The following is a 21,179-nucleotide window of genomic DNA, read 5'->3' on the forward strand; positions in this document are numbered from 1 at the left end:
ACTGGCAACGATCCGATCAATCGCCATGCCGCCTGACGTCGGTTCCGATTTCTTCACCCGCGACGCGCTTGTCGTGGCGCGCGACCTGATCGGCGCCACGCTTACGCTCGCCGGCGTCGGCGGCATCGTCGTCGAGACCGAGGCCTACCGGCCCGACGACCCCGCCTCGCATGCCTATCGCGGCGAGACGCCGCGCAACGCGCCGATGTATGGCGCGCCCGGCACCGCCTATGTCTACCGTTCCTACGGCCTGCACTGGTGCCTGAACGCGGTGTGCTTGCCGGGCAGCGCGGTGCTGATCCGGGCACTCCAGCCGCAATCGGGCATCGCCGCCATGCGCGACAGGCGCGGCACCGATGACGACCGGCTGCTCTGCTCCGGTCCCGGCAAGCTCTGCCAGGCATTGGGCATTGATGCCTCCCACAATCGACTGCCGCTGACCGCTTTGCCGTTCGAGTTCGCGCCATCGCGGACCGATACGGCAGCGATCGTGAGCGGACGCCGGATCGGGTTGACCAAGGCGGTGGAATTCGAGTGGCGGTTCGGGCTTGGCGGATCGCGCTATCTCAGCCGCAGGTTCTGAGTCAGCCCCGCGGCATCTCTCAATCGGCAATCGCGGCGGCGATTTCGAAGCCCTCGACGAGATGATCGCTGTCTTCCGGCTTTTCGAACTCGATACCCAAGCGCAAGTGGTCTATCGGCGAGAAGCCCGGGTCCGATTTGCGGATGTGCAAGACGCATTCCCTGGCGCCGGCCTCGTCGCCGGAGCGCGCCAGCGTGGCGGCAAGCAGCGACCAGCGCCGAGGCCCGTAAGGCAAGCGCTGTATGGTCGTCGCCGCGCCGCCATAATCGCGGGCGGCGTAAAGCGCCATTGCCCGGTCGCAATGATACCATTCGGCATGGAGGGGGTTTACCGCGATTGCCCTGTCCATCAACTCCAGCCCGTCGCGCGGCCTTCCGCGTAAGGACAGCACGTGGCCCATCTGCATCATCGTGTCGGCATCGTAGGGGTTGATGTCGAGCGCCCGCCGCATATGGTACTGCGCCACCTCATGGTCGCGCGCGGCAAGCCGCGCCTGTGCCAGGATGCGGTGGCAGCGAGGCTCGTCCGGCGCAAGCGCCACGGCAAGCGAGGCGCGCTCGATGCAGCTTGCGATGATATCCTGCGGCGCGCTTCCGTAGTCGGCAATCGCCAGTTCCACCAGCGCCATGTAAGCATGGGCGAGTCCGTAGTCTGGATCGCGTGAAACCGCTGCCTCGAGCATGCTCAAGGCTTCGCTGTTGTCCTCGGGACGATAACCGCGAAACCGCACGATCGCGCGTGTCACCAGTTCATAGGCCGCGAGGTCCTGCGTCGGCTTGCCGGCGGTTCGCCGCAGCGCCGCCGCCTCCAGGTTCGAAACCAGCCGGTTGACGACACGATAGGCGATTTCGTCCTGCACCGCGAACAGGTCCGGCCCGGCGGCCGTGTAGCTCTCGCCCCAGACCAGCGTTCCGGCTCGCGCGTCGACGAGCTTGGCGCTGATCTTCAACCGGTCGCGGTTGCGAATGACGGAGCCTTGCACGAAATAGTCCGGCCGTACCGCGATCGGCGGGCCACTGCCTTGAGCCTGGCGGAAGGCGGCGATCGCCGTTTCCCGGTTCAGGATCGTCACAGTATGGAAGCGGGCAAGCTTGTCCGCCACGTCGCCCGCGAAGGCATCGATCACAGGATCCGACGTTTCACCGGGCGACCGACCATCCTCGAACGGCACGACCGCGACGACTGGTTGCGATGACAGCGGGGCCTTTTGACCGGGTGCCGAGAGAACGTAGCCGCGTTTCGGCACGGCCTTCAGGATCGCCTGGTCGCTATCGTCGAGCGCCTTCCTTATGTCGCGCACTGCTTGCGTGAGGGAATCCTCGGTGACGGCGATGCTGCCCCAGACCGCGGAGATCAGGTCCGACTTGGTGACGACCTTGCCGTCGTTCCGGGCCAGATAGGAAAGCAGGCTGAACGCCTTCGAGCGCAGCGGAACCGCCGCTCCGTCGCGCAGCAGCAGGCCGCGCTCCAGGTCAAGCTGGCAGGCGCCGAGTTGCAAAACTCCCTGCGATGCGGCTTCCGCCATGGAACAGCGACCTGCCCTTGCGCAACATCCAGTCGCCCATTCGGCTACTTATCCTCGCCGGGGTCAAGATATCCGTTGGAATGGGGGCGCGGTCGCCCTTCACGTCCATCGCCGCGATCTCGAGCATTTCGATAAGCGCGCCTGGTGTCGCATAGCCGGGGTTGACCATTCCGGCGGCAGCGATCTCGAAGAGTTCCTGGCGTGCGCGGTAGCGGGCTTGATCGTCGAACATGGCTTGCTCCATCTCTTGGTCCAGCTTGCCCGAGATTGGCCGTCCCGTACCGACAGAGTTCTGAAATTCTGCTGAAATCCGCATTCGCGGCAGGCCCCGCTGTCTCAGCCGGCCGGTCGCGATTGACCGGCTCAAACCTCCCTGCTGTCGAAAATGAACATCTGAACGCCCGACTCGTCGGGTGCGTAAAGGCGGCGGTCCGCGCCGGCCGCCTTTCCCTCCGCGCTCGCGAAACCTTTTTGCATTGAGTCGAGATCGTCGAAATGCAGCGTCCCGATCAGGTAGACGTCGGACGGTCCGGCCAGCACCGTGATCGGCCCGCGGCTGACCTCGTATTTCCTCAGGCCGGGGATCTTCTTGGCCAGCGGTATGTGCGTCTCGAAATAGTGCTTGTCGAACGCTTTCGCGTCAGCCGGCTGCTTGTAGATAACGACCATTCCAGCCATAGCGGCTCTCCTTTTTTCGTTGCGGACGCAGCCAAGGACGAAACGGCGGCTGGAAACGGAACGAGACGTTGAAAAAATCTCTCGAAGGACGGCGATGCGGAAGTCCGGCCTTCCCCCCGCCTTTCGCCACCATCTCGCTTGTGCGAAGAAGCATTCTATGGTCTCTCCGGCCTACATTAGCGAGGACTCAAGGATGAGAATTGCGGTGATCGTCGCGCTCTGTGCGGCAATGGTGGGATGCGTGTCCTCGCCGGTCGATTATGGCGCCTCGCTGTCGCAGCAGGATGCGAAATGGGCGTCGCCGGAATGCCAGCAGGCCCGTGCCGCCGCCGCGGATTATGCGCAGCGCGAGAAGGACCATCCCGGCTGGGGCTTCGGCGTCCTGCTCGGGCCTTACAGCATGGGGATGGTGGCGTCGGTCAAGGAACATGAGCAGCAGCAGCGGCGGCTGCTCGCCCGCCAGATGCATCTGCAGTGCTCGAGCCAACCGCTGCCGAAGGAACTGGATTTCGACCCGGCAATCTACGCGCCGAAGAAGCAGCACTATCCGTAGGCGACGGAGCCCGCGTCCCTCGCTACGGCTCCTAGCCGATCATCCCTCCTGCCATGCTTTCAGCAGCGGCCCGCCGCCGCCATAAACCGGGTCCTTGTCGGGACGGCCGACCTTCGGGATGGCGCGCAACGCCTCGGCGTGCTGCTCCGGACCGCGGCACAGATCGTATGTGCCGATGGGTGGGTAGGCGCCGACCACCAGCAGATCGGCGGAGGCCGACAGGCGTTGGTGGCCGGTGCCGGCCGGCAGGATCGCCACGTCGCCCGCCTTGACCTCGATCACCTTGCCCTTGTCGCCGCCGAAGCGGACCTCGGCGGCGCCGCGCGCGATGCCCAGCACCTCATGGATGCGCGAGTGATAGTGGACGAAGCCGTAGATGCCGTTGCGCCAGCTGTCGCCCCAGCCATTGGCGCCGAAAACATTCTCGAAGATCGCGGCCGGATCGACGTCGTCCGGCAATTCCACCACGCCGGGATAAACCAGCATCGGCCAGCGCGGATGGTTGGGCACCAACCCGTCATCGGCGAACCGGAAGGCGAGAGGTTCGAGCTTTTTGACCAGTTGCGCCATCCCTGCCCTTCCTTCGACCCGTATCATCGGGTCTAACGGTTTCCCGGGCGTTTTGCTCCGGTCACTTCGAGGAGGTCACAATGACTGCATTTCGCCTTTCGACGATCGGCTTGCTTGCGTTCGCGCTGTTGTCGGCCTTCATCGCCGCCGGCGCCGCGACTGCCAAAGCCGCGCCCGCGGACGATCTCTACAAGCTGTGCCGTCAGGTGAGGAACGACGACACGATCCGCCCCTATTCGCACGAACTCTACGCCGGCACGCTCAAGGCGTTCAAAAAGCTGTTTCCCGATGCCACGAACGCGCCGCGGGAGCAGGAGCTGCGGACCCAGGCAAGCTATCGCTGCATGAACGGCAAGGTGCTGGCCTGCTTCGTCGGCGCCAACCTGCCCTGCACCAAAATGAACGCAGCGCGCGACAATCCGGGCGCCGACGAATTCTGCAGGACCAACCCGAATGCCGACGTCGTGCCGGCCTTCGCGACCGGCCACGACGCCGTCTATTCCTACAAATGCGCGAGCGGCAAGGCGGTGGTCACCGACAGTTCGTGGCAGCTCGACAAACGGGGTTTTGCCAAAAAGCTATGGGCGGTGCTTCCCGAGCACTGAGACGGGCCGGCGACCGACGGCTGGCAGAAACGTCGGAGCGGTAGCGCGTTCGCTGTCCTACAGCCCCCTTGCCCCGGATGCCTTGCGGCCAAGCATGAGCGCGATGGCAAAGGCGGGAAGCGCCGCCGCCGCGACGGCGAGGAATACGAACTGCAATCCGGCCGATGCAGCGACCAGACCGAGCGCCGGGCTGCCGAAGCCGAGCGCCAGGTCGAGGAAGACCGTGTAGAGCCCCATGGCGAGGCCACGGCTACTTGACGGAAGGTGGCTGACGGCCTCGGCGCCGAGGCCGGGATAGACCAGCGAGTAGCCGAGGCCGGCCAGGCCTGCTCCCACAACGGCAAGCATCGGCTCCGCCGCCAACCAGATCAGCAAGAGGCCCGCCGCCTCGACCACCACGAAAATAGTGGCGACGCGGGCGCCTCCAAGCCGGTCCGGCAGGTGGCCAAAACACAGCCGTGCCACGATCAGCGACGCGGCATAGGCGGTGAAGGGAAGCCACACCGGCTGCCAGCCGCGTTCGGCAAAGAGCAGGGCCGCAAAGGACAGGATGGCGCCGTAGCCGAGACTGCTGAAGGCAGCGGCTACGCCCGGAAGCCACACGGCTTGCGCCACGCTCATCCATGACTGCCGTGCCGTGCCGCCGGCCGCGTTGGCGCCGCGCATCGGAAGGGTGGCGAGAAGCGTCGCCAGGGGGAGCACGAATGTGGCGAGCGCGATCGCGGCGAAGCCGCCGGCCGTATAGAGCGCGGAGCCGATCGGAGCGCCGATGGCAAGCGCGGCGAACATCGCGGTGCCCACCCAGGCGATGACCTTTCCGGAATTCCGTCCGCCGGCAAGAGCGAGCCCCCAGGCGACGCCGCCTGTGATGATGAAACTTTCGGCTGCGCCCAGCACCGCCCGACCGGCGAAAAGCGCTGTCGCGGACGCTATCGGCCGGTCGAGCAAAGCCAGCGAGCCGAGATAGATGAGCCCGGCCAAGGCAGCGGCAACCAGCCCGATGACGACGGCGCGCTTGCCGCCACGCCCGTCGGCATAGTTTCCGGCGCCGATGCGCGACAGCAGCGAGGCGACGAATTGGCTGCCCGTCACCAGCCCGACGGCGAAAGGCCCGAAACCCAGTTCCTGATGAAGGTGCAGCGGCAGGACAGGCAGCGCCAGGCCGATCAGCAAGAACCCGGCGAAAACCGCCGCCATGATCGGCAGCAGTCCCGCAGTCGTCCCGCTTCGATCGGCTGAAGTGTCGATCGAGGCCATCATCGATGTCTAGACCTCGAGTATGACCTTGATGGCGCGGCGCTCATCCATGGCGCGGTAACCTTCCGCGACCTCGGCCAGCGGCAGTTTCAGGTCGAAAACCTTGCCGGGCTTGATCCGGCCCTTCAGCACGCGGTCCATCAGGTCGGGCAGGAAGCGGCGCACCGGCGCCGGGCCGCCCAGCATACGCTTCTGGCCGAAGAACAGTTTCTGGCCGTCGAAGCTCACGCCATGCGGCACGCCGACATAGCCGATGGTGCCGCCGGGGCGCGAGCAGGCCAGCGCCTGGTCGAAGGATTCGCCCGTGCCGACGCATTCCAGCACCGAGTCGGCGCCGACGCCCTTGGTAAGCTCCTTGATGCGTGCGATCCCCTCCTCACCGCGCTCGGCGACGATGTCGGTCGCGCCGAACTCGCGGGCGAGCTTCTGGCGGCTCTCGTGCCGGCTCATGGCGATGATGCGCGCCGCGCCCATCTCCTTCCCCGCCAGCACGCCCATCAGGCCGACCGCGCCGTCGCCGACGACGACCACCGTCGATCCCTCGCGCACCTCGGCGGCGTCGGCCGCGTACCAGCCGGTGCCGAGCACGTCGGAGACCGCCAGAAGGTCCGGCACCAGCTCGGCCGGCGGCACCTCGGCCGTCGCCACCAGCGTGCCGTCTGCGAGCGGCACGCGGGCATAGGGCGCCTGCGCCCCCGACATGAACTCGCGCTGCTCGCAGGACGACTGGAAGCCGAAGCGGCAGTGCGGACAGGTGTTGTCGGAGAGGCAGAACGAGCCGACCACGAACTGGCCGGGGCGGACTGTGCGCACCTCGGCGCCGACCTCGACGACGATGCCGCAATATTCGTGGCCCATATGCATCGGCTCGTCGGCCGGCTGCAGGCCGCGATAAGGCCACAGGTCCGAACCGCAGATGCAGCTTGCCGACAGCTTGATGATGGCATCGGTCGGACGAAGGATCTTCGGATCGGCGATTTCCTCGCAGCGGATGTCGCCGGGCTTGTGCAGAATGGTTGCGAGCATTTTTGCTTCCCTTGGGTTCGGATATCGGATGTTCGAATGTCGGGCGTGGTGGGCGGCGCCGCTGACCTGTTGGCCAGTCACGGCCTTGCCGTCGCTACCCGGCCGGAGCGCCGGCGAGCCTGCCGCTTCGGTTTGCCGGAAGAATATTGCAGTCGACGCCGTTCGATTAGGCGATATAATCAGCATGGACTTATCGATCTGTGATATAAATCTACGAGGCGGCCCATGCAGCGTGACGACATCAAGGATCTGCTGTGGTTCGTGGCGGTCGCACGCGAGCGCAGCTTCACCAAAGCGGCGGCCGAGCTCGGCACGTCGCAGTCGACGCTCAGCCACACCATCAAGGAGCTCGAGGCGCGGCTCGGTGTGCGGCTTTTGACACGCACCACTCGCAGCGTGGCGCCGACCGAGGCGGGCGAGCGGCTCTACCATTCGCTCGCGCCGCGCTTCGAAGCGATCGAAGCCGACCTCGCGGGGCTGGTCGCCTTCCGCGACAAGCCGGCCGGCACGGTGCGCATCACGCTCTCCGACCATGCGCTGCAGTCGACCGTGTGGCCGAAGCTCAAGCCGGTGCTGAGCAACTATCCCGACCTCAGCGTCGAGCTCTACAGCGACAACGGCATGCGCAACATCGTCGAGGAGCGCTTCGACGCCGGCGTGCGGCTCGGCGAAAGCATCGACAAGGACATGATCGCGGTGCGGATCGGGCCGGACTGGCGGCTGGTGGCCGTCGCCTCGCCGGAGTATTTTTCGCGACGCCCGGCGCCGAAGACACCGCAGGACCTCGTCGGCCACGACTGCATCAACCTTCGGCTGACGACGTTCGGCGGCCTCTATGCCTGGGAATTCGCCAAGAACGGCCGCGACCTCAGGGTCCGGGTGGAGGGCCAGCTCACCTTCAACTCGACCATCCCGATGATCGACGCCGCGCTAAGCGGCCGCGGCATCGCCTATGTGCCGGAAAGCCTGGTCAGCCGCCACGTCGCCGAGGGACGCCTGACGCTGGTGCTCGGCGACTGGAGCCCGCCCTTTGCCGGCTATCACCTCTATTATCCGAGTCGGCGGCAGCTGTCTCCCGCGATGGCGGTGATCGTCGAGGCGCTGCGGCATCGCGGTTGACGGGGGCTTGCGGTCAGCGCGGGAGCAGCCGCGAAACCTTGAGGCGCGGCGCGAAGAAACAGCGAAGATAGGGCTGGTTGGTTATGACATATCTGTTCTCGCAGATATGGTACCGGCCATCCGGCGATTCCTGCACGCGGTCGCGCGGGATGTTGAAGCCGTCGGGCAGATAGAGGTAGCCGCCGTCGGCCCTCGACTGCACCGTGGACTCCGGTATGGGGCGGCAGTCGGTGCCGCCGCAACATTTGAAGTTCGTGACCGGATCGACCTTGTTTTCGTACCAGTCGTGGGCGTTGGCGCCTGTCGCGGCGGCAATGCACATGGCGGTGACGATGACCCTTCGCATGGCATTCCTCGACGAGGCGGAGGCGCTGCTCATTCGAGCGTCATGTTATTAGCGTTCGGCCGGAAAGGCCACCGGCCCGCGAATGCGCGGAAAGCGATGCTCTGCGCTGAAGGGCGGCGATCGGTGAGCCGAATCCTCAAACCAAGGTTCCGGTCCTGCCTGTCAAACCAGCCGCTGTCCGCCATCGATGTGGATGGTTTCGCCGGTCATGAACGCGTTCTGCATCAGGTAGAGATAGGCCGGCGTGATGTCGGCGGGCGTGGCGATCCGGCCCGCCGGAATGCGCGCGCCCATCTGCTCGAAATAGCCCGTCTTCGCCTCGCCGACGATCGCGTCCCACATCTCGGTGTCGACCCAGCCGGGCGAGACGATGTTGACGCGGGTCGGCGCGAGCTCAAGCGCCAGCGCGCGGGCGAGATAGCTGAGGGAGCCGGCGACCGCCGCGACGACCGAGCCGCCGGGAACCGGCGGGCGGTCCTTGTTGATGCCGGAGGTGAAGGTCATCGAGCCGCCCTTGCTCAATCTGCGCACGGCGTGCTTGGCCAGCATCACCGCGCCGATCAGCTTGCCGTCGACGAAGCCGCGCACGAAATCCATGTCGGTCTCGCCGATCGGATCGTTCGGCGGCGGCGTGCCGGCCGTCGCCACCAGATGATCGAAGGCGCCTACCGCTTCGAACAGACGGGCGACGTCCGCCTCGTTGGCCATGTCGGCGGCGATGCCCGTCACTGCCCCGCCGAGCCGCTTTTCGGCGGCCTTCAGCTTGTCCTCGGAGCGGCCGACGATCACGACTTCCGAGCCGTTTTCCAGCGCGGCCGCCGCGACGCCGAAGCCGATGCCGGAGCTGCCGCCGACGACAACGATCTTCTTTCCCGTGATACTACTCATGGGTCTTCTCCGTCTTTCCAGTAGTGGGTCAAAAAATCAGGCGTGACCGGCGTGGGCGGCCGCGATGTCGGCGAGGACGATCTTCTTCATCGAATACATCGCCTGTCGCGCCCGGTCGGCCTTGGCACGATCCGGGTCGCTCATCAGCCGCAGGGCTTCGCTCGGGATGACCTGCCAGTAGACGCCGAACTTGTCCTTCAGCCAACCGCAGGGCTGCTCCGAACCGCCGCCGGCGGTGAGCGCGCTCCAGAAATAGCCGGTCTCGGCCTGGTCCCCGGTCTCGATGTAGAGCGAGATGCGCTCGTTGAAGGGCGGCACTCCGCCGGCGTTGAGCGCGGTGAAGCGCTGGCCTTCGAGCTCGAAATCGAAGATCGCGTGCGGCACGGTCTTGTTGGTGCCGCCGACATGGTCGGTGAAGGTGATCGTTTCCAGCGCCCGGCCGTTCTTGAAGACCGAGAGATAGAAATCGCGCGCGGCTTCGGCGTCCAGGTTGAACCAGAGGAAGGGATGAACGGTGGCCATGATGTCCTTGCAGGTTTGATCCGAAGTGAGTTTTCGTCACAAATTCTGTGAGGATTTTTGACTGGAAAAGCTCGACGGACAAACCAAAGTTTGGCAAATATTGGTTACCAGAACTCACAAATGGCTTTGTCGTCATGGCACGCAGACTGCCGCCGCTCAACGCCTTGCCGGCCTTCGAGGCCGCCGCCCGGCACCTGAATTTTTCGCGCGCCGCGGACGAGCTCAACCTCACCCATGGCGCGATCAGCCGCGCGGTGAAACATCTCGAGGACCAGCTCGGCGTGCAGCTCTTCGAACGGGCGACGCGCTCGGTGCGGCTCACGCCGGTCGGCGAGCCCTATGCGGTCGCCGTGCGCGAGGCGCTCGACCAGTTGGCGCTCGCCACGCAGACGGCGACCTCGCGCCATTCCGGCTCGACGCTCAACGTCAGCACGTCGGACGGCTTCGCCGGCAAATGGCTGGTGCCGCGGCTCTACCGTTTCCACCGCGCGCATGGCGACATCGACGTGCGCGTCTCGACCACCGGCAGGCTGACCAATTTCCGCGGCGACGGCATCGACGTCGCCATCCGCTATGGCGGCGGCCACTATCACGGGCTGACGTCGGAATTCCTCACCGGCGAGGAAGTATTTCCCGTCTGCAGCCCGAAGCTGCTGCAAGGCCCGCACCCGCTCAGGACGCCGGCCGACCTCAGGCACCACACGCTGATCCGCGACGGCTACCGCATCGACTGGGCGGCGTGGCTCGCAAGCGCCGGCGTCGAAGGCGTCGACCCGAACAGCGGCCTCACTTTCGATTCCGCCACCTTCGCGGTGGAATCGGCCGTGCAAGGCGAAGGCGTGGTGCTCGGCCGCACCATGCTGGTCTCGGCCGACCTCGCCACAGGCCGGCTGGTGCGGCCGTTCGACCATGCGCTGAAGGCGGTCTCCAGCTTCTATCTGGTCTACCCGCCGGAAGCGATCCGCCAGCGCAAGGTGAAGGCGTTTCGCGACTGGCTGTTTGAGGAAATCACGCCGCTTTGACGAGCGCCCGCGGCCGCCACGCCAGCATGCGCATGGCGTTGGCCGTCACCAGCACGGTGGCGCCGGTATCGGCGAGGATGGCCGGCCAGAGGCCGGTGATGCCGATGATCGTCGTGACCAGGAACACGGCCTTCAGCCCCAGCGCCACCGTGATGTTCTGATGGATGTTGCTCAGCGCCCGCCGCGACAGCTCGATCATGGCGGCGAGGTCGCCGACGCGGCCGTGCAGCACCGCCGCATCGGCGGTCTCCAGCGCGACATCGGTGCCGCCGCCCATGGCGATGCCGACATCGGCGGCGGCAAGCGCCGGCGCGTCGTTGATGCCGTCGCCAACCTTCGCGACCTTCCTGCCGGAGGCCTGCAATTCGCGAACGACGCGCTGCTTGTCCTGCGGCAGCATTTCGGCATGCATCGGAAGCCCCAGGCCCTTGGCGATCGCCTGCGCGGTGCGCTTGTTGTCGCCGGTCAGCATGACCGGCTCGACGCCGGCCTCGCGCAGCGCCGCCAGTCCGGCTTGCGCGTCGGCGCGCGGCTCGTCGCGCATGGCGATGATGCCGGCCGGCGCGCCGGCGACAAGCAGCACCGAGACCGACTTGCCCTCGTCGTTGAAGGCGGCGATGCGCGCCAGTTGCTCGGCCGGCAGCGCGACACGCTCGCCGGCGGCAGCCGGAGACCCGAGAAACAGCTCCTTGCCGCCGACCTTGCCGGCGACGCCCTTGCCGCCGAGCGCGGAAGCCTCGGACGCCGGCGGCACCGGCACCTTGTCGGCCTTGGCGCGTTCCAGGATGGCAATGGCGAGCGGGTGGCTGGAGCCGGTCTCGAGCGCGGCCGCCATCGACAGCACATTGGCCTCGCTGGTGCCGATGGCGACAATGTCGGTGACCCTGGGCTTGCCTTCGGTCAGCGTGCCGGTCTTGTCGAGCGCCATGGCGTCGATCGAGCCCAGCGCTTCGAGGACGGCGCCGCCCTTGATCAGCAGGCCGCGCCGCGCGCCGGCCGACAAGGCGGCGGCGATCGCGGCAGGCGTGGAGATGACCAGCGCGCAGGGGCAGCCGATCAACAGGATGGCGAGGCCCTTGTAGATCCATTCGCTCCAGCTTGCGCCGGCGGTGAGCGGCGGCAGCACGGCGACCAGCGCGCCGAGCGCCAGCACACCGGGCGTGTAGATTTTGGAGAAGCGGTCGATGAAGCGCTCGGTCGGAGCCTTGCTCTCCTGCGCCTCCTCGACCAGCTTGACGACGCGCGCGATGGTGTTGTCGGCCGCGGCCGCCGTGACCTTCACGCGCAGCACGGCGTCGGTGTTGATGGTGCCGGCAAACACGGCGTCGCCGGCCTTCTTGCGCAGCGGCACGCTTTCGCCGGTGACCGGCGCCTCGTCGATGGCGCCGTCACCCTCGACGATCTCGCCATCCGCCGCGATCCGGTCGCCGGGGCGAACCAGGATCACCGTTCCGACGGCAAGGCTTTCGGCGGGCACCTCGGCGACCGCGCCGTCGCGCTCGACGAACGCCGTCTTGGGGACAAGGGTGGCAAGATTCTGGATGCTGGCGCGGGCGCGGCGCGCGGCCACGCCTTCGAGGAGCTCGCCGACCAGAAAAAGGAAGACGACCGCCGCTGCTTCCTCGGCCGCGCCGATGATGACCGCGCCGACGGCCGCGATCGTCATCAGCGTCTCGATCGAGAACGGCGTGCCGGCACGGGCGGCAGCGAGCGCACGATTTGTGATCGGCAGCAGGCCAACGGCAAGGGCCGCCAGAAATGCCCACCATTCGACCGGCGGATAGAGCCGGCCAATACCATACGCGACGCCGAGCGCCAGCCCGCAGCCGATGGTGAGCATGCCTTTGCGGGTCTGCCACCAGGCGCCCTGCCCGTCGCCAGCCTCATCCGCATGCGCGTGACTTCCGGTATCGCCATGATCGTGGTCGTGATGGTCATGAGCGTGGTCGCCATGATCGTGGTCGTTGCGGTCATGGGTGGGACTTTTCGCGGCGACCCTGTCGCCGTCGGCGGGAAAGATGCCGTAACCGAGCTTGCCGAGCTGCGCCTTCATGGCCGGCAACAGCGCGGCATCGTCCGCATGGCCGACACGCATCATGCCGGCCGTCGCCGAGACGGAGACGTTCGCTACGCCCGGAAGGCGGCTCACCGCCGTCTCGATCTTGGCCGCGCAGGCGGCGCAGTCCATGCCCGTCACGCGATAGCGGGTCTCCTTGACATCCATGACATCGGCCTCCTTGCCTTGCTTGAACGTCGTGCTACATCCTCTAGCGACTAGAGGAGCAAGCGGAAAATGCTCAAAAGTGATTTTGCCATCGGCGAGGCCGCGCGGCAGAGCGGCGTCAAGGTGCCGACGATCCGCTATTACGAGCAGATCGGCCTTCTGCCCGCGGCCTCGCGCAGCGAAGGCAACCGGCGGCTCTACGACCGCCGCGACCTCGACCGCCTCGCCTTCATCCGGCACGCGCGCGAGCTCGGCTTCGAGGTCGAGGCCATCCGCACCTTGCTGACGTTGCAGGACAGTCCGGATCAGTCCTGCGCCGCCGCCGATGCGATCGCCAAGGCTCGCTTGATCGAGGTCGAAAAGCGTATCGCCAGCCTGAATGCGCTGCGCGACGAACTGCTGCGCATGGTCAAGCAATGCGAGAGCGGCCGGATCGGCGACTGCCGCGTCATCGAGACGCTGGCCGACACGACCCATGCGCATGGGCGACTGGCTGAGGCATAGGCATTCGAGGATAGTCGCCGGAGCGCACTGGTCCGGCGCCTGCGGGCCAGCCGCATGGATCGCGCATCGCCGCTGCATAAGCCCGATTTATCATGACCCCTAATTTTTGAAGACGTTACACGGGCTTTTCGCGCCTGTAACTTCGACCGCGGTTGTTCTCAGCTCGGTCGGAAACTGGTGGTTTGATGCAGGCACATGCGCGGGTGGTGATCGTCGGCGGGGGATGCGTCGGCGCGGGTATTCTCTACGGCCTGGCCAAGCGCGGCTGGACCGATGTGGCGCTTTTGGAGCGCACGCAGTTGACCGCCGGTTCGACCTGGCACGCGGCGGGGCTGATCCCTTCCTATGCCCGCAACATCAATGTCGGGCGCATGATCAACAAGACCATCGATATCTATGAAGGGCTCGAAGCCGAGACCGGGCAGCCGGTGGGCTGGCACAAATGCGGGCAGCTGCGGATCGCCAATTCGCGCGACCGGCTCGACGAATACAAGAGCTATATGAGCGTCGCCGAGGTGCAGGGCATGCGGGCGCAGCTGCTGACGCCCGCCGAGGCGAGGCAATTGGCGCCGCTGCTCGACAACAAAGAGATGCTCGGCGCGCTCTATCATCCCGATGACGGCCATATCGCCCCGGCCGACGTCACACACGCCATGGCCAAGGGCGCACGGGATCTCGGCGCAAAAGTCTATCTCAACACCGAGGTCACCGGCTTCAAGCGGACCGCCGGCGGCGAGTGGCTGGTGCAGACCAACAAGGGCGACATCACCTGCGAGCATGTGGTCTGCGCCACCGGCAACTACGCGCGCCAGACCGGCGCGCTGCTCGGCCTCGAAATACCGGCCATCCCGATCCTGCACCAGTACTGGATCACCGAGGCCGTGCCGGAGATCGTGGAGCGCAAGCGTGCGGGACGTCCCGAAATGCCGATCCTGCGCGACGAAGGTTTCGAGGGGTATCTGCGCGAGGAAGGCGACGGCTTCATGTTCGGGCCCTATGAGCGCACAGAGCATCTGAAGCTGTTCGCCGAGAACGGCGTTCCCGCCTGGTTCGGCGCCGACCTCGTCGAAGAGGATTTCGAGGCGGTGTCGTGGAACTGGGAGCAGGCGCTGCAACTGGTGCCGGCGCTCGGGCGCGTCGGCATCAAGGCCAATGTGCGCGGCCCCTTCCAGATGACGGCGGACGAGCTGCCTTTGATGGGACCGGCCTGGGGCCTGCCCAATGTCTGGCTCGCCGAAGGCGTGCCCGGCGGCATCCTGTGGGGCGGGACAATAGGCTATTACCTGTCGGAGCGGATCGTCGAGGGCGGCAACAGCCTCGATGTCTCCGACCTCGACCCACGCCGCTTCGGCGACTACGCAAACAAGGCCTGGACGCGCGAGAAGGTGCGCGAGGCCTGGGGCACGCATGCTGAGCAGAAATATCCGGGGCAGGACATGCCCGCCGCGCGGCCGCAGAAGACCGCGCCCTCATACGACAGGCTGACCGAGCTCGGCGCCGTCTGGGGCGTGCTCAACGGCTGGGAGATGCCCAACTGGTTCGCGCGCGACGGGGTCGAGCAGAAGGACCAGTATAGCTGGCGCTGGACGCCCAAGGGGAACCTCGTCGGCGAGGAAGTGCTGGCGGTGCGCAACGCCGTCGGCCTGGTCGAGATGACGCCGATGACCAAGTTCGAGGTGTCGGGACAGGGCGCGGCCCGCTGGCTGGACGGGATCATCGCCAACCGCTTGCCGGCGGTCGGCAAGGTGACGCTGGCGCACCAGCTTACCGCGAGCGGCGGCGTGCAGGCGGAGTATATGGTGGCGCGTCTTGGCAAAGACATGTTCTACCTGATCTCGACGCCGCGCGCCGAGCGCTGGAATTTCGACGATCTGTCCAGGCTGCTGCCCGCCGACGGCAGCGTATCCTTGAAGAACGTGACCAACGATCGCGGCTGTTTTACGGTCGTCGGACCCAAGGCGCGCGAGGTGTTGCAGCCGCTGACCGAGATCGACCTTTCCAACGCAAGCTTCCCGTGGTTCGGCGTCAAGACCGGCAATGTGGCCCTGGCCAGCGACGTGCGACTGCTGCGGGTCAACTACGAAGGCGAGTTGGGCTGGGAGCTCTACCATCCCCTGCCCTACCAGCGGCAATTGCTCGACGCGATCCTGAAGGAGGGCGAGAAGCACGGCATGCTGCTGGTCGGGCTGCACGCGCTGGAGTCACTCAGGCTCGAGAAATCCTATCGCGCCATGTATCGCGACATGAATCCGGAACTCAACGCGCTGGAGAGCGGACTGGAGCGTTTCATCCGCCTCGACAAGGGCGACTTCGTCGGGCGCGAGGCGGTCAAGAAATACAAGGAGCGCAACGACCAGCGCCGGTCGGTGACGCTCAGGATCGATACCGATGGCGCAAGCACCCTTGCCAATGAGGGGCTCTACAGCGACGGCGCGCTGGTCGGGCGCATCACGTCGGGCGGCTATGGCTACGCGCTCGGCCACGACATAGCGCTGGCGCTGCTGCCCGAGCGTTTCGCCAAACCGGGCACGAAGCTCGATGTCGCGATCCTGGGGGACTGGAAGGTCGCGGAGGTGGTCGCGGATTCGCCTTACGATCCGACCTCGGCCCGGGCGCGGATGTAGGACCGGGCCCAGTCAAGGCCCCGTTGCCGACCCGTCCTTTGGAGACAAGCCTGCATGCGCATCGACAGGATCAACGTCTATTCGGCGCAGCTGCCGGTCAAGAACGGCGTCTACCGGATGGCCAGTGCCGATGTGGAGGCGCTGGACTCCACGCTTGTCGAGATCGTCACCGATGACGGGTTTGCCGGCTGGGGCGAGACCTGCCCGATCGGCCCGGTCTATCAGCCGCATCATGCGCTGGGCGCCCGCGCGGCGATCGCCGAAATCGCGCCAGGCCTCATCGGTTCGGAGATCGCCTCGATCAGGCTGCTGGCGAGACAGATGAACGAGCGGCTGAACGGCCACGGCTACGCCAAGGCGGCCTTCGACATGGCGTTCCTCGACCTGCTCGGCCAGAAGCTCGGCGTGCCGGTCTCGACGTTGCTCGGTGGCGCGCTGACCGACCGCGTGCCGGCCTATTATTCGCTGATCGTCGGCCCTCCGGACGAGACGGCAAAAGTCGCCGCCGACAAGGTCAAGGCCGGCTATCCGCGCCTGCAGGTCAAGATCGGCGGGCGCGATCTCGAAGAGGACGTGGCCGTCGTCCACAAGGTCTGGGAAGCGGTCGGCTACAAGGCGCGACTGGCGGTCGACGGCAACCGGGGGATGACCGTGGCCGCCGCGATGCATCTCGACCGGCTCTGCCAGGCGATCCCCTTCGTCTTCGAGCAGCCCTGCAACACGATGGACGAGATCGCGACGCTGAAGGGCCGCGTCACGCATCCGGTCTATCTCGACGAGAGCACCGAGGACCAGAATGCGGTGCTCAGGGCGATCTCGCTCGGCATCGCCGACGGCTTCGGCTTCAAGGTGACCCGTCTCGGAGGTCTGACGAAGATGACGACGGTGCGTGACCTGTGTGCCATCCGCTCGCTGCCGCACAGCTGCGACGACGCCTGGGGCGGCGACATCATCGCCGCGGCCTGCGTGCATCTGGCCGCGACGGTCGAGCCGCGCCGCATGGAAGGCGCCTGGATCGCGCAGGAATACATCAAGGGCCATTTCGACCAGAAGCATCCGGTCGTCATCAAGCAAGGTCACATCGCCGTGCCGCAACGGTCGGGGCTGGGCGTGAAGCCGGAACCCGGCATGTTCGGCAAACCTGGAGCGATGTACGGGCCGTAGAGCGAGAAGCACGGATCGGAACGGCCGCGGGCGTTGGCAACAATCATCAGCGCCGTCCCCCACTCCGTCGCCGCTTCGCGGCGCCACCTCTCCCCCTCCGGAGGGAGAGGAAATGCCAATCGCCGACGTCTCGCCTCTGCGGTCAGCCTTTCTAACTCCCTCGCGGTTTAGTATTTCCGCGCGCCCTCGACGGTTAGCATTTCCTCTCCCTCCGGAGGGGGGAGAGGTGGCTCGGCAAAGCCGAGACGCAGTGGGGGAACCACCTATGCGATTACCCCGATGGGACATCTCGGCCGGCTGTGCTCGCCGCCGATCACTTCGCCAAAATTACGGATCGTTCTGTCCAGTCCTGCGTTCTTGTGACGAGCAAGGAGGAACGGCGATGGACGACGACGATCGGACCGAGAAGATCAGGCAGCGTGCCTATGAGATCTTTCAGCGCGAGGGCGGTATCCTCGGCCACCATGACCGGCACTGGCAACAGGCCGAAATGGAGATCGATCGCGAGGCGGCGCTGCCGCTGACGGCAGGCGATGCACTGCCCGAAACGCGCGAGATCGACAGCGCGGATGTGCTGACGGTGGAGGCACTCGCCATGCGCACCGGCATTTCGGGCGACGAGGCGCAGGCGCTGCTCGACAGGCTGGGCAACGATCGCGCGGCGATCGAGCAAGCGGCGCGGAGCCTGAAGGCGAAGCGGGGCGTTGGCTAAAGGCCGGCGCTCGTCAGGCCGATGACGTCACCTTGTCAGCTTGGTTCGGAGAAGGCGACCAGGTCACCTCCAGTTCTCGCATTATGCCGGGGGTAAGACCTTCTTGACCGGGCAGCGCGCGGAACTTGGCTCGGTACAGCAATGGCAATGCGGGAAGCCGGGTTATCTGATCGTCGAGCCATGCTCCCAACTCGTCGTATTCAGCGTCGATCCCACTGTGGCCAGGGTGAGATTTTACATCCGTTGCGCCAGCGTGAAATTTATCCTCCCAGGCGCGATAGATCGCCCAATTGCGTTTCGCACGCTGCATGAATTCCGATCCGACCGGAAAAGTCTGAAATCATCAGAGTACCCGTCGGCACTGTCGTCGAACTGGGCAGCAAAATAATGAGGAGCGCCGTTCAGATCGGCGACGCCAGTCCGAACTCCGTCCCAGTAATCCCAGACCATGTGTACCGCATCATTTCCCATGGCCAATGATAGCTTGTGCTGGGACAAAACTCCATCACTACGCTCTCTATTTTCGTTCCACCGTCAGCACGACAGGCATACCCCAGGGCACATTCCTTGGCGCCTGCAGCAGCGAAACCTTGCCGTCCACGACCAGAGCGGCCCCCCGCTTTTCGCTCCGTCGGCGGAACCCTCGGCCGCATCGGCGGTTTCCCCTGTACACCCACAGGAGATGCCCCATGGACCACACCAGCCACGTAAGACTGACCAATGCCGAGCTCACGCCCGCCATCCTCGAAGGCGCCACCATCTATGGCCCCGATGACGAAAAGATCGGCTCGGTCGACCATCTGCACGGCAGCCAGGTCGTCATCGACGTCGGCGGCTTCCTCGGCATCGGCGCCAAGCCGGTGGCCGTCACCGCCAGCCAGCTCGATTTCATGCGCGACGAGGACGGCGACGTGCATGCCGTCACCCGTTGGACCAAGGACCAGTTGAAGGCGATGCCGGAGCATCGGGACTGAAGCGCTTCGCGATTGTAAGTGAATAAGAAACCTGGCCGGCAATTACCGGCCAGGTTTCTTTGCGCGGCGCGGCAAATATGATCGCCGGCCCGGCGACTTCAACGCACAAATCTCGCCTCCGTGAGATCTTTCATGTCCGCGTCACAAGCCTCCATTGTACTTGCATATCGAGACTTCTGGTCTGGAGGAGGCAAGGCAATGAAGTGGAAAGCTGCAGCGGCATTTTCCCTGGCGGCGACGTCGATGAGTGGAGCGATGTGCGGTCAGGCGCTGGCCTGGGGACAGGAAGGGCATGCGGTGATCGCCGAGATCGCGCAGCACCGGTTGAACCAAAACACCTATGACACGATCGAGCAGCTCTTGCGCTCGCATCTGAAGCTGCAGCCGCCGGCCACCGTCTCGCTGGCCTCGGTGGCGAGTTGGGCCGACGACTATCGCGCCGACAGCCACAAGGAGACGTCGAACTGGCATTTCATCGACATTCCGCTGGCCACGAAACCCGGCGACGCGAGCGCCAGCACCACGGCCTACGATCCGGCGCGCGACTGCAAGGACAATGCGAGCTTCGGCGTCTGCCTGATGCGGGCGCTGCCGGCGCAGGAGCAGATCCTGGCCGATCCGGCAAAGAGCGACGAGGAGCGCTGGCAGGCGCTGGCCTTCGTCATCCATCTGGTCGGCGATCTGTCGCAGCCGCTGCATTGCGTCGAGCGCATGGACGGCAGCCAGGGCGACCAGGGCGGCAACACCCTGACGGTGAGTTTCAACGTCTACAGGCCGAAGCCCGACGGATCGACCTATCGCGACCTCACCACCTTCCACGCGGTGTGGGATTCAAGCCTGATCCTGTTCAAATACTATGACTGGGGCAAGGTCGCGCTCGACATCGAAACCGACGTCATCCCGCATCTGCCAGCCATGCCGGCCGCCGACCAGACGCCGGAAAAATGGTTGGCCGAATGCCACGGGAAGGCCGAGGAGGCCTATCGCGCACTGCCCAAGGGCACGCAGATCAAGTCCGACAATCCGCACGCGGTGATCCTCGACCAGGCCTATTTCGACCAGTTTTCGCCGGTGGCGGTCGAGCAGCTCGCGCTCGGCGGCCTGCATCTGGCGGCGGTGCTCAACGAGACGCTGGCGGTGGACAAGTAAATCGGCTGGGTGCTGCCGCTCCGGCTGGCCGTGCGCCCAGACCGGCAGGCGAAAGAAAGCCCGCCCCGGCATGCCGGAGCGGGCGAAAAGCTTCAAGATTGCAAGCTTACTTGCAGTCTTTCAGCAGCTTCAGCGCCTTCTCGGCATTGGCCTGGGACGTATAGGCCTTTGTCCCGGCGTCGGTCAGTTTCTTGCCGTCCGGCTTCGTGGAAACCACCGAGCACTTCTTCGTCGTGGCGTCCTTGGCCACCCAATATTGCGTGGCGGCGAATGCCGGCATGCTGAAAAGCGCCGTAACCGAAGCTGCAACCAGAACCTTGCGAATCATGGCTTTCTCCCAAATCGAGGACGGCTCGACCCGTTCATCCGGGAGTGCTGTTGCCCAACAAGTCGATGAGCGAACCGAGCCGCCGGCCAGCCGTATCGCGAACAGGCGACCAGGGGCAATTTACAAAAATGTAAAGTTTGGCCGGGCCGGTGGCGCCGGGTCGGACGATGAGGCCTGGGCGCAGGACATGGTGATTGCGCGCGACCGGCGCAGGCGCCTTCACGGATTGCTCAAAGCGCACTATCAATCGAGTTTCTCGAATGGGGAAGCACATGCGTATTGCGGTGATCGACGAGGCCGAGGCAACGGCGCAGCTCGACGGCCTCGCCGATATGTTGATGCAGAGCATAGAGGATGGGGCGCTCGTCGGCTTCGTCCTGCCGTTCGACGCCGAACAGGCCCGGTCCTATTGGCAAGGCATCTTCCCCTCGCTGGCGGAAGGCGAACGCCTCCTCATCTGCGCCTATCTCGAGGATAATCTCGTCGGCACCGTCCAGCTCTATCTGTCGCCGGAACCGAATGCGCTGCACCGGGCGGAGGTCTACAAACTTCTCGTTCACCGGGACTTCCAACGGCAAGGCATCGGTTCCGCGCTGATGGCATCCGTGGAAGGCGAGGCAAGGAAGAGAAAGCGCCCCCTGCTGCTTCTCGACACCGCCGAAGGCGGAGCGAGCGAGCGGCTCTATCGGCGCATGAACTGGCGGGAAGTCGGCGTCGTGCCGCATCATTTCGTCGACCCGTTCGGCAAACCGAGGTCGTCCATCTACTTCATGAAGCACCTGGCGCCCTGAGGCTGGAGGCTAGAG

24 protein-coding genes are annotated in these 21,179 nt (G+C 65.6%); 12 read left to right on the forward strand and 12 right to left on the reverse strand.

What is annotated here, in order from left to right; translation table 11 throughout:
- Window positions 1-25: 25 nt before the first annotated feature.
- Window positions 26-583 (forward strand): DNA-3-methyladenine glycosylase, encoded by a 558-nt coding sequence (locus tag DPM33_RS27115; RefSeq protein WP_112100465.1) that lies wholly within the window; start codon window positions 26-28, stop codon window positions 581-583.
- Between the two features lie 19 nt (window positions 584-602).
- Here DPM33_RS27115 and DPM33_RS27120 read toward each other — a convergent pair whose 3' ends face one another.
- The 3 genes from DPM33_RS27120 to DPM33_RS27130 form a co-directional block, all read right to left on the reverse strand.
- Window positions 603-2,108 (reverse strand): winged helix-turn-helix domain-containing protein, encoded by a 1,506-nt coding sequence (locus DPM33_RS27120; protein WP_112100466.1) that lies wholly within the window; start codon window positions 2,106-2,108, stop codon window positions 603-605.
- Window positions 2,056-2,340 carry a hypothetical protein gene (locus tag DPM33_RS27125; RefSeq protein ID WP_146770332.1) on the reverse strand — a complete coding sequence of 95 codons (285 nt, stop codon included), beginning with the start codon at window positions 2,338-2,340 and terminating at the stop codon, window positions 2,056-2,058. The genes DPM33_RS27120 and DPM33_RS27125 overlap by 53 nt, the downstream gene beginning before the upstream one ends.
- 131 nt (window positions 2,341-2,471) lie before the next feature.
- Window positions 2,472-2,786 (reverse strand): EthD family reductase, encoded by a 315-nt coding sequence (locus DPM33_RS27130; protein ID WP_112100468.1) that lies wholly within the window; start codon window positions 2,784-2,786, stop codon window positions 2,472-2,474.
- Between the two features lie 193 nt (window positions 2,787-2,979).
- Here DPM33_RS27130 and DPM33_RS27135 point away from each other — a divergent pair, with 193 nt between their 5' ends.
- On the forward strand, window positions 2,980-3,339 hold the full coding sequence (locus tag DPM33_RS27135; RefSeq protein ID WP_112100469.1) for a hypothetical protein: 360 nt from the start codon (window positions 2,980-2,982) through the stop codon (window positions 3,337-3,339).
- Between the two features lie 39 nt (window positions 3,340-3,378).
- On the opposite strand, the gene DPM33_RS27140 is transcribed toward DPM33_RS27135, so the two are convergent.
- Entirely contained in the window at window positions 3,379-3,909 is a 531-nt protein-coding gene (locus DPM33_RS27140) for a cupin (protein WP_112100470.1), read from the reverse strand.
- A gap of 80 nt (window positions 3,910-3,989) precedes the next feature.
- On the opposite strand from DPM33_RS27140, the gene DPM33_RS27145 reads away from it, so the two are divergent.
- Window positions 3,990-4,514: a hypothetical protein gene (locus tag DPM33_RS27145; protein WP_112100471.1), complete on the forward strand. Its 525-nt coding sequence runs from the start codon at window positions 3,990-3,992 to the stop codon at window positions 4,512-4,514.
- 57 nt (window positions 4,515-4,571) lie between these two features.
- Here DPM33_RS27145 and DPM33_RS27150 read toward each other — a convergent pair whose 3' ends face one another.
- Window positions 4,572-5,774: an arabinose transporter gene (locus DPM33_RS27150; protein ID WP_112100472.1), complete on the reverse strand. Its 1,203-nt coding sequence runs from the start codon at window positions 5,772-5,774 to the stop codon at window positions 4,572-4,574.
- A 6-nt stretch (window positions 5,775-5,780) separates the two neighbouring features.
- On the reverse strand, window positions 5,781-6,797 hold the full coding sequence (locus tag DPM33_RS27155; RefSeq protein WP_112100473.1) for a zinc-dependent alcohol dehydrogenase family protein: 1,017 nt from the start codon (window positions 6,795-6,797) through the stop codon (window positions 5,781-5,783).
- 225 nt (window positions 6,798-7,022) lie between these two features.
- Between DPM33_RS27155 and DPM33_RS27160 the strand changes: the two genes are divergently transcribed.
- The gene (locus DPM33_RS27160; protein ID WP_112100474.1) at window positions 7,023-7,916 is read left to right on the forward strand and encodes a LysR family transcriptional regulator; all 894 of its coding nucleotides are present in this window, start codon (window positions 7,023-7,025) and stop codon (window positions 7,914-7,916) included.
- 13 nt (window positions 7,917-7,929) lie between these two features.
- Here the strand turns inward: DPM33_RS27160 and DPM33_RS27165 are convergent, their stop codons facing one another.
- The 3 genes from DPM33_RS27165 to DPM33_RS27175 form a co-directional block, all read right to left on the reverse strand.
- Window positions 7,930-8,295, reverse strand: a complete 366-nt coding sequence (locus DPM33_RS27165; RefSeq protein WP_167449244.1) for a hypothetical protein — start codon at window positions 8,293-8,295, stop codon at window positions 7,930-7,932.
- Window positions 8,296-8,424: 129 nt separating this feature from the next.
- On the reverse strand, window positions 8,425-9,150 hold the full coding sequence (locus tag DPM33_RS27170; RefSeq protein ID WP_112100476.1) for an SDR family oxidoreductase: 726 nt from the start codon (window positions 9,148-9,150) through the stop codon (window positions 8,425-8,427).
- Window positions 9,151-9,186: 36 nt separating this feature from the next.
- Complete coding sequence (locus DPM33_RS27175) at window positions 9,187-9,672, reverse strand: VOC family protein (RefSeq protein ID WP_112100477.1); 486 nt, start codon at window positions 9,670-9,672, stop codon at window positions 9,187-9,189.
- 134 nt (window positions 9,673-9,806) lie between these two features.
- Here DPM33_RS27175 and DPM33_RS27180 point away from each other — a divergent pair, with 134 nt between their 5' ends.
- Window positions 9,807-10,694, forward strand: coding sequence for a transcriptional regulator GcvA (locus tag DPM33_RS27180; protein ID WP_112100478.1), 888 nt, complete (start codon window positions 9,807-9,809; stop codon window positions 10,692-10,694).
- Here the strand turns inward: DPM33_RS27180 and DPM33_RS27185 are convergent.
- Window positions 10,681-12,918, reverse strand: coding sequence for a heavy metal translocating P-type ATPase (locus DPM33_RS27185; protein ID WP_112100479.1), 2,238 nt, complete (start codon window positions 12,916-12,918; stop codon window positions 10,681-10,683). The genes DPM33_RS27180 and DPM33_RS27185 overlap by 14 nt on opposite strands.
- 69 nt (window positions 12,919-12,987) lie before the next feature.
- On the opposite strand from DPM33_RS27185, the gene DPM33_RS27190 reads away from it, so the two are divergent.
- From DPM33_RS27190 to DPM33_RS27205, 4 genes are all read left to right on the forward strand, one after another.
- Window positions 12,988-13,422 carry a MerR family transcriptional regulator gene (locus DPM33_RS27190; protein WP_112100480.1) on the forward strand — a complete coding sequence of 145 codons (435 nt, stop codon included), beginning with the start codon at window positions 12,988-12,990 and terminating at the stop codon, window positions 13,420-13,422.
- A gap of 185 nt (window positions 13,423-13,607) precedes the next feature.
- Window positions 13,608-16,046 carry a GcvT family protein gene (locus DPM33_RS27195; protein WP_112100481.1) on the forward strand — a complete coding sequence of 813 codons (2,439 nt, stop codon included), beginning with the start codon at window positions 13,608-13,610 and terminating at the stop codon, window positions 16,044-16,046.
- A 54-nt stretch (window positions 16,047-16,100) separates the two neighbouring features.
- Complete coding sequence (locus DPM33_RS27200) at window positions 16,101-17,210, forward strand: mandelate racemase/muconate lactonizing enzyme family protein (protein ID WP_112100482.1); 1,110 nt, start codon at window positions 16,101-16,103, stop codon at window positions 17,208-17,210.
- 382 nt (window positions 17,211-17,592) lie between these two features.
- Complete coding sequence (locus tag DPM33_RS27205; RefSeq protein ID WP_112100483.1) at window positions 17,593-17,922, forward strand: DUF2934 domain-containing protein; 330 nt, start codon at window positions 17,593-17,595, stop codon at window positions 17,920-17,922.
- Between the two features lie 13 nt (window positions 17,923-17,935).
- On the opposite strand, the gene DPM33_RS35940 is transcribed toward DPM33_RS27205, so the two are convergent.
- Window positions 17,936-18,232, reverse strand: coding sequence for a hypothetical protein (locus tag DPM33_RS35940; protein WP_146770333.1), 297 nt, complete (start codon window positions 18,230-18,232; stop codon window positions 17,936-17,938).
- A 379-nt stretch (window positions 18,233-18,611) separates the two neighbouring features.
- Here DPM33_RS35940 and DPM33_RS27210 point away from each other — a divergent pair, with 379 nt between their 5' ends.
- Window positions 18,612-18,896: a PRC-barrel domain containing protein gene (locus DPM33_RS27210; protein WP_112100484.1), complete on the forward strand. Its 285-nt coding sequence runs from the start codon at window positions 18,612-18,614 to the stop codon at window positions 18,894-18,896.
- A 198-nt stretch (window positions 18,897-19,094) separates the two neighbouring features.
- Window positions 19,095-20,045 carry a S1/P1 nuclease gene (locus tag DPM33_RS27215; protein WP_167449245.1) on the forward strand — a complete coding sequence of 317 codons (951 nt, stop codon included), beginning with the start codon at window positions 19,095-19,097 and terminating at the stop codon, window positions 20,043-20,045.
- 106 nt (window positions 20,046-20,151) lie between these two features.
- Here the strand turns inward: DPM33_RS27215 and DPM33_RS27220 are convergent, their stop codons facing one another.
- Window positions 20,152-20,373: a hypothetical protein gene (locus DPM33_RS27220; protein ID WP_112100486.1), complete on the reverse strand. Its 222-nt coding sequence runs from the start codon at window positions 20,371-20,373 to the stop codon at window positions 20,152-20,154.
- Window positions 20,374-20,645: 272 nt separating this feature from the next.
- On the opposite strand from DPM33_RS27220, the gene DPM33_RS27225 reads away from it, so the two are divergent.
- Window positions 20,646-21,164: a GNAT family N-acetyltransferase gene (locus DPM33_RS27225; protein WP_167449246.1), complete on the forward strand. Its 519-nt coding sequence runs from the start codon at window positions 20,646-20,648 to the stop codon at window positions 21,162-21,164.
- Window positions 21,165-21,179 lie beyond the last annotated feature (15 nt).

It is taken from the genome of Mesorhizobium hawassense, assembly GCF_003289945.1.
Lineage (GTDB): Bacteria > Pseudomonadota > Alphaproteobacteria > Rhizobiales > Rhizobiaceae > Mesorhizobium > Mesorhizobium hawassense.

Coding starts and splice junctions, on each gene's coding strand:
- DPM33_RS27205 (WP_112100483.1), top strand. CDS start 17,593: ATGGACGACGACGATCGGACCGAGAAGATCAGGCAGCGTGCCTATGAG.
- DPM33_RS27175 (WP_112100477.1), bottom strand. CDS start 9,672: ATGGCCACCGTTCATCCCTTCCTCTGGTTCAACCTGGACGCCGAAGCC.
- DPM33_RS27190 (WP_112100480.1), top strand. CDS start 12,988: ATGCTCAAAAGTGATTTTGCCATCGGCGAGGCCGCGCGGCAGAGCGGC.
- DPM33_RS27215 (WP_167449245.1), top strand. CDS start 19,095: ATGAAGTGGAAAGCTGCAGCGGCATTTTCCCTGGCGGCGACGTCGATG.
- DPM33_RS27120 (WP_112100466.1), bottom strand. CDS start 2,108: ATGGCGGAAGCCGCATCGCAGGGAGTTTTGCAACTCGGCGCCTGCCAG.
- DPM33_RS27150 (WP_112100472.1), bottom strand. CDS start 5,774: ATGATGGCCTCGATCGACACTTCAGCCGATCGAAGCGGGACGACTGCG.
- DPM33_RS27125 (WP_146770332.1), bottom strand. CDS start 2,340: ATGTTCGACGATCAAGCCCGCTACCGCGCACGCCAGGAACTCTTCGAG.
- DPM33_RS27130 (WP_112100468.1), bottom strand. CDS start 2,786: ATGGCTGGAATGGTCGTTATCTACAAGCAGCCGGCTGACGCGAAAGCG.
- DPM33_RS35940 (WP_146770333.1), bottom strand. CDS start 18,232: ATGCAGCGTGCGAAACGCAATTGGGCGATCTATCGCGCCTGGGAGGAT.
- DPM33_RS27135 (WP_112100469.1), top strand. CDS start 2,980: ATGAGAATTGCGGTGATCGTCGCGCTCTGTGCGGCAATGGTGGGATGC.
- DPM33_RS27210 (WP_112100484.1), top strand. CDS start 18,612: ATGGACCACACCAGCCACGTAAGACTGACCAATGCCGAGCTCACGCCC.
- DPM33_RS27155 (WP_112100473.1), bottom strand. CDS start 6,797: ATGCTCGCAACCATTCTGCACAAGCCCGGCGACATCCGCTGCGAGGAA.
- DPM33_RS27115 (WP_112100465.1), top strand. CDS start 26: ATGCCGCCTGACGTCGGTTCCGATTTCTTCACCCGCGACGCGCTTGTC.
- DPM33_RS27195 (WP_112100481.1), top strand. CDS start 13,608: ATGCAGGCACATGCGCGGGTGGTGATCGTCGGCGGGGGATGCGTCGGC.
- DPM33_RS27185 (WP_112100479.1), bottom strand. CDS start 12,918: ATGGATGTCAAGGAGACCCGCTATCGCGTGACGGGCATGGACTGCGCC.
- DPM33_RS27140 (WP_112100470.1), bottom strand. CDS start 3,909: ATGGCGCAACTGGTCAAAAAGCTCGAACCTCTCGCCTTCCGGTTCGCC.
- DPM33_RS27160 (WP_112100474.1), top strand. CDS start 7,023: ATGCAGCGTGACGACATCAAGGATCTGCTGTGGTTCGTGGCGGTCGCA.
- DPM33_RS27145 (WP_112100471.1), top strand. CDS start 3,990: ATGACTGCATTTCGCCTTTCGACGATCGGCTTGCTTGCGTTCGCGCTG.
- DPM33_RS27220 (WP_112100486.1), bottom strand. CDS start 20,373: ATGATTCGCAAGGTTCTGGTTGCAGCTTCGGTTACGGCGCTTTTCAGC.
- DPM33_RS27170 (WP_112100476.1), bottom strand. CDS start 9,150: ATGAGTAGTATCACGGGAAAGAAGATCGTTGTCGTCGGCGGCAGCTCC.
- DPM33_RS27180 (WP_112100478.1), top strand. CDS start 9,807: ATGGCACGCAGACTGCCGCCGCTCAACGCCTTGCCGGCCTTCGAGGCC.
- DPM33_RS27165 (WP_167449244.1), bottom strand. CDS start 8,295: ATGAGCAGCGCCTCCGCCTCGTCGAGGAATGCCATGCGAAGGGTCATC.
- DPM33_RS27200 (WP_112100482.1), top strand. CDS start 16,101: ATGCGCATCGACAGGATCAACGTCTATTCGGCGCAGCTGCCGGTCAAG.
- DPM33_RS27225 (WP_167449246.1), top strand. CDS start 20,646: ATGCGTATTGCGGTGATCGACGAGGCCGAGGCAACGGCGCAGCTCGAC.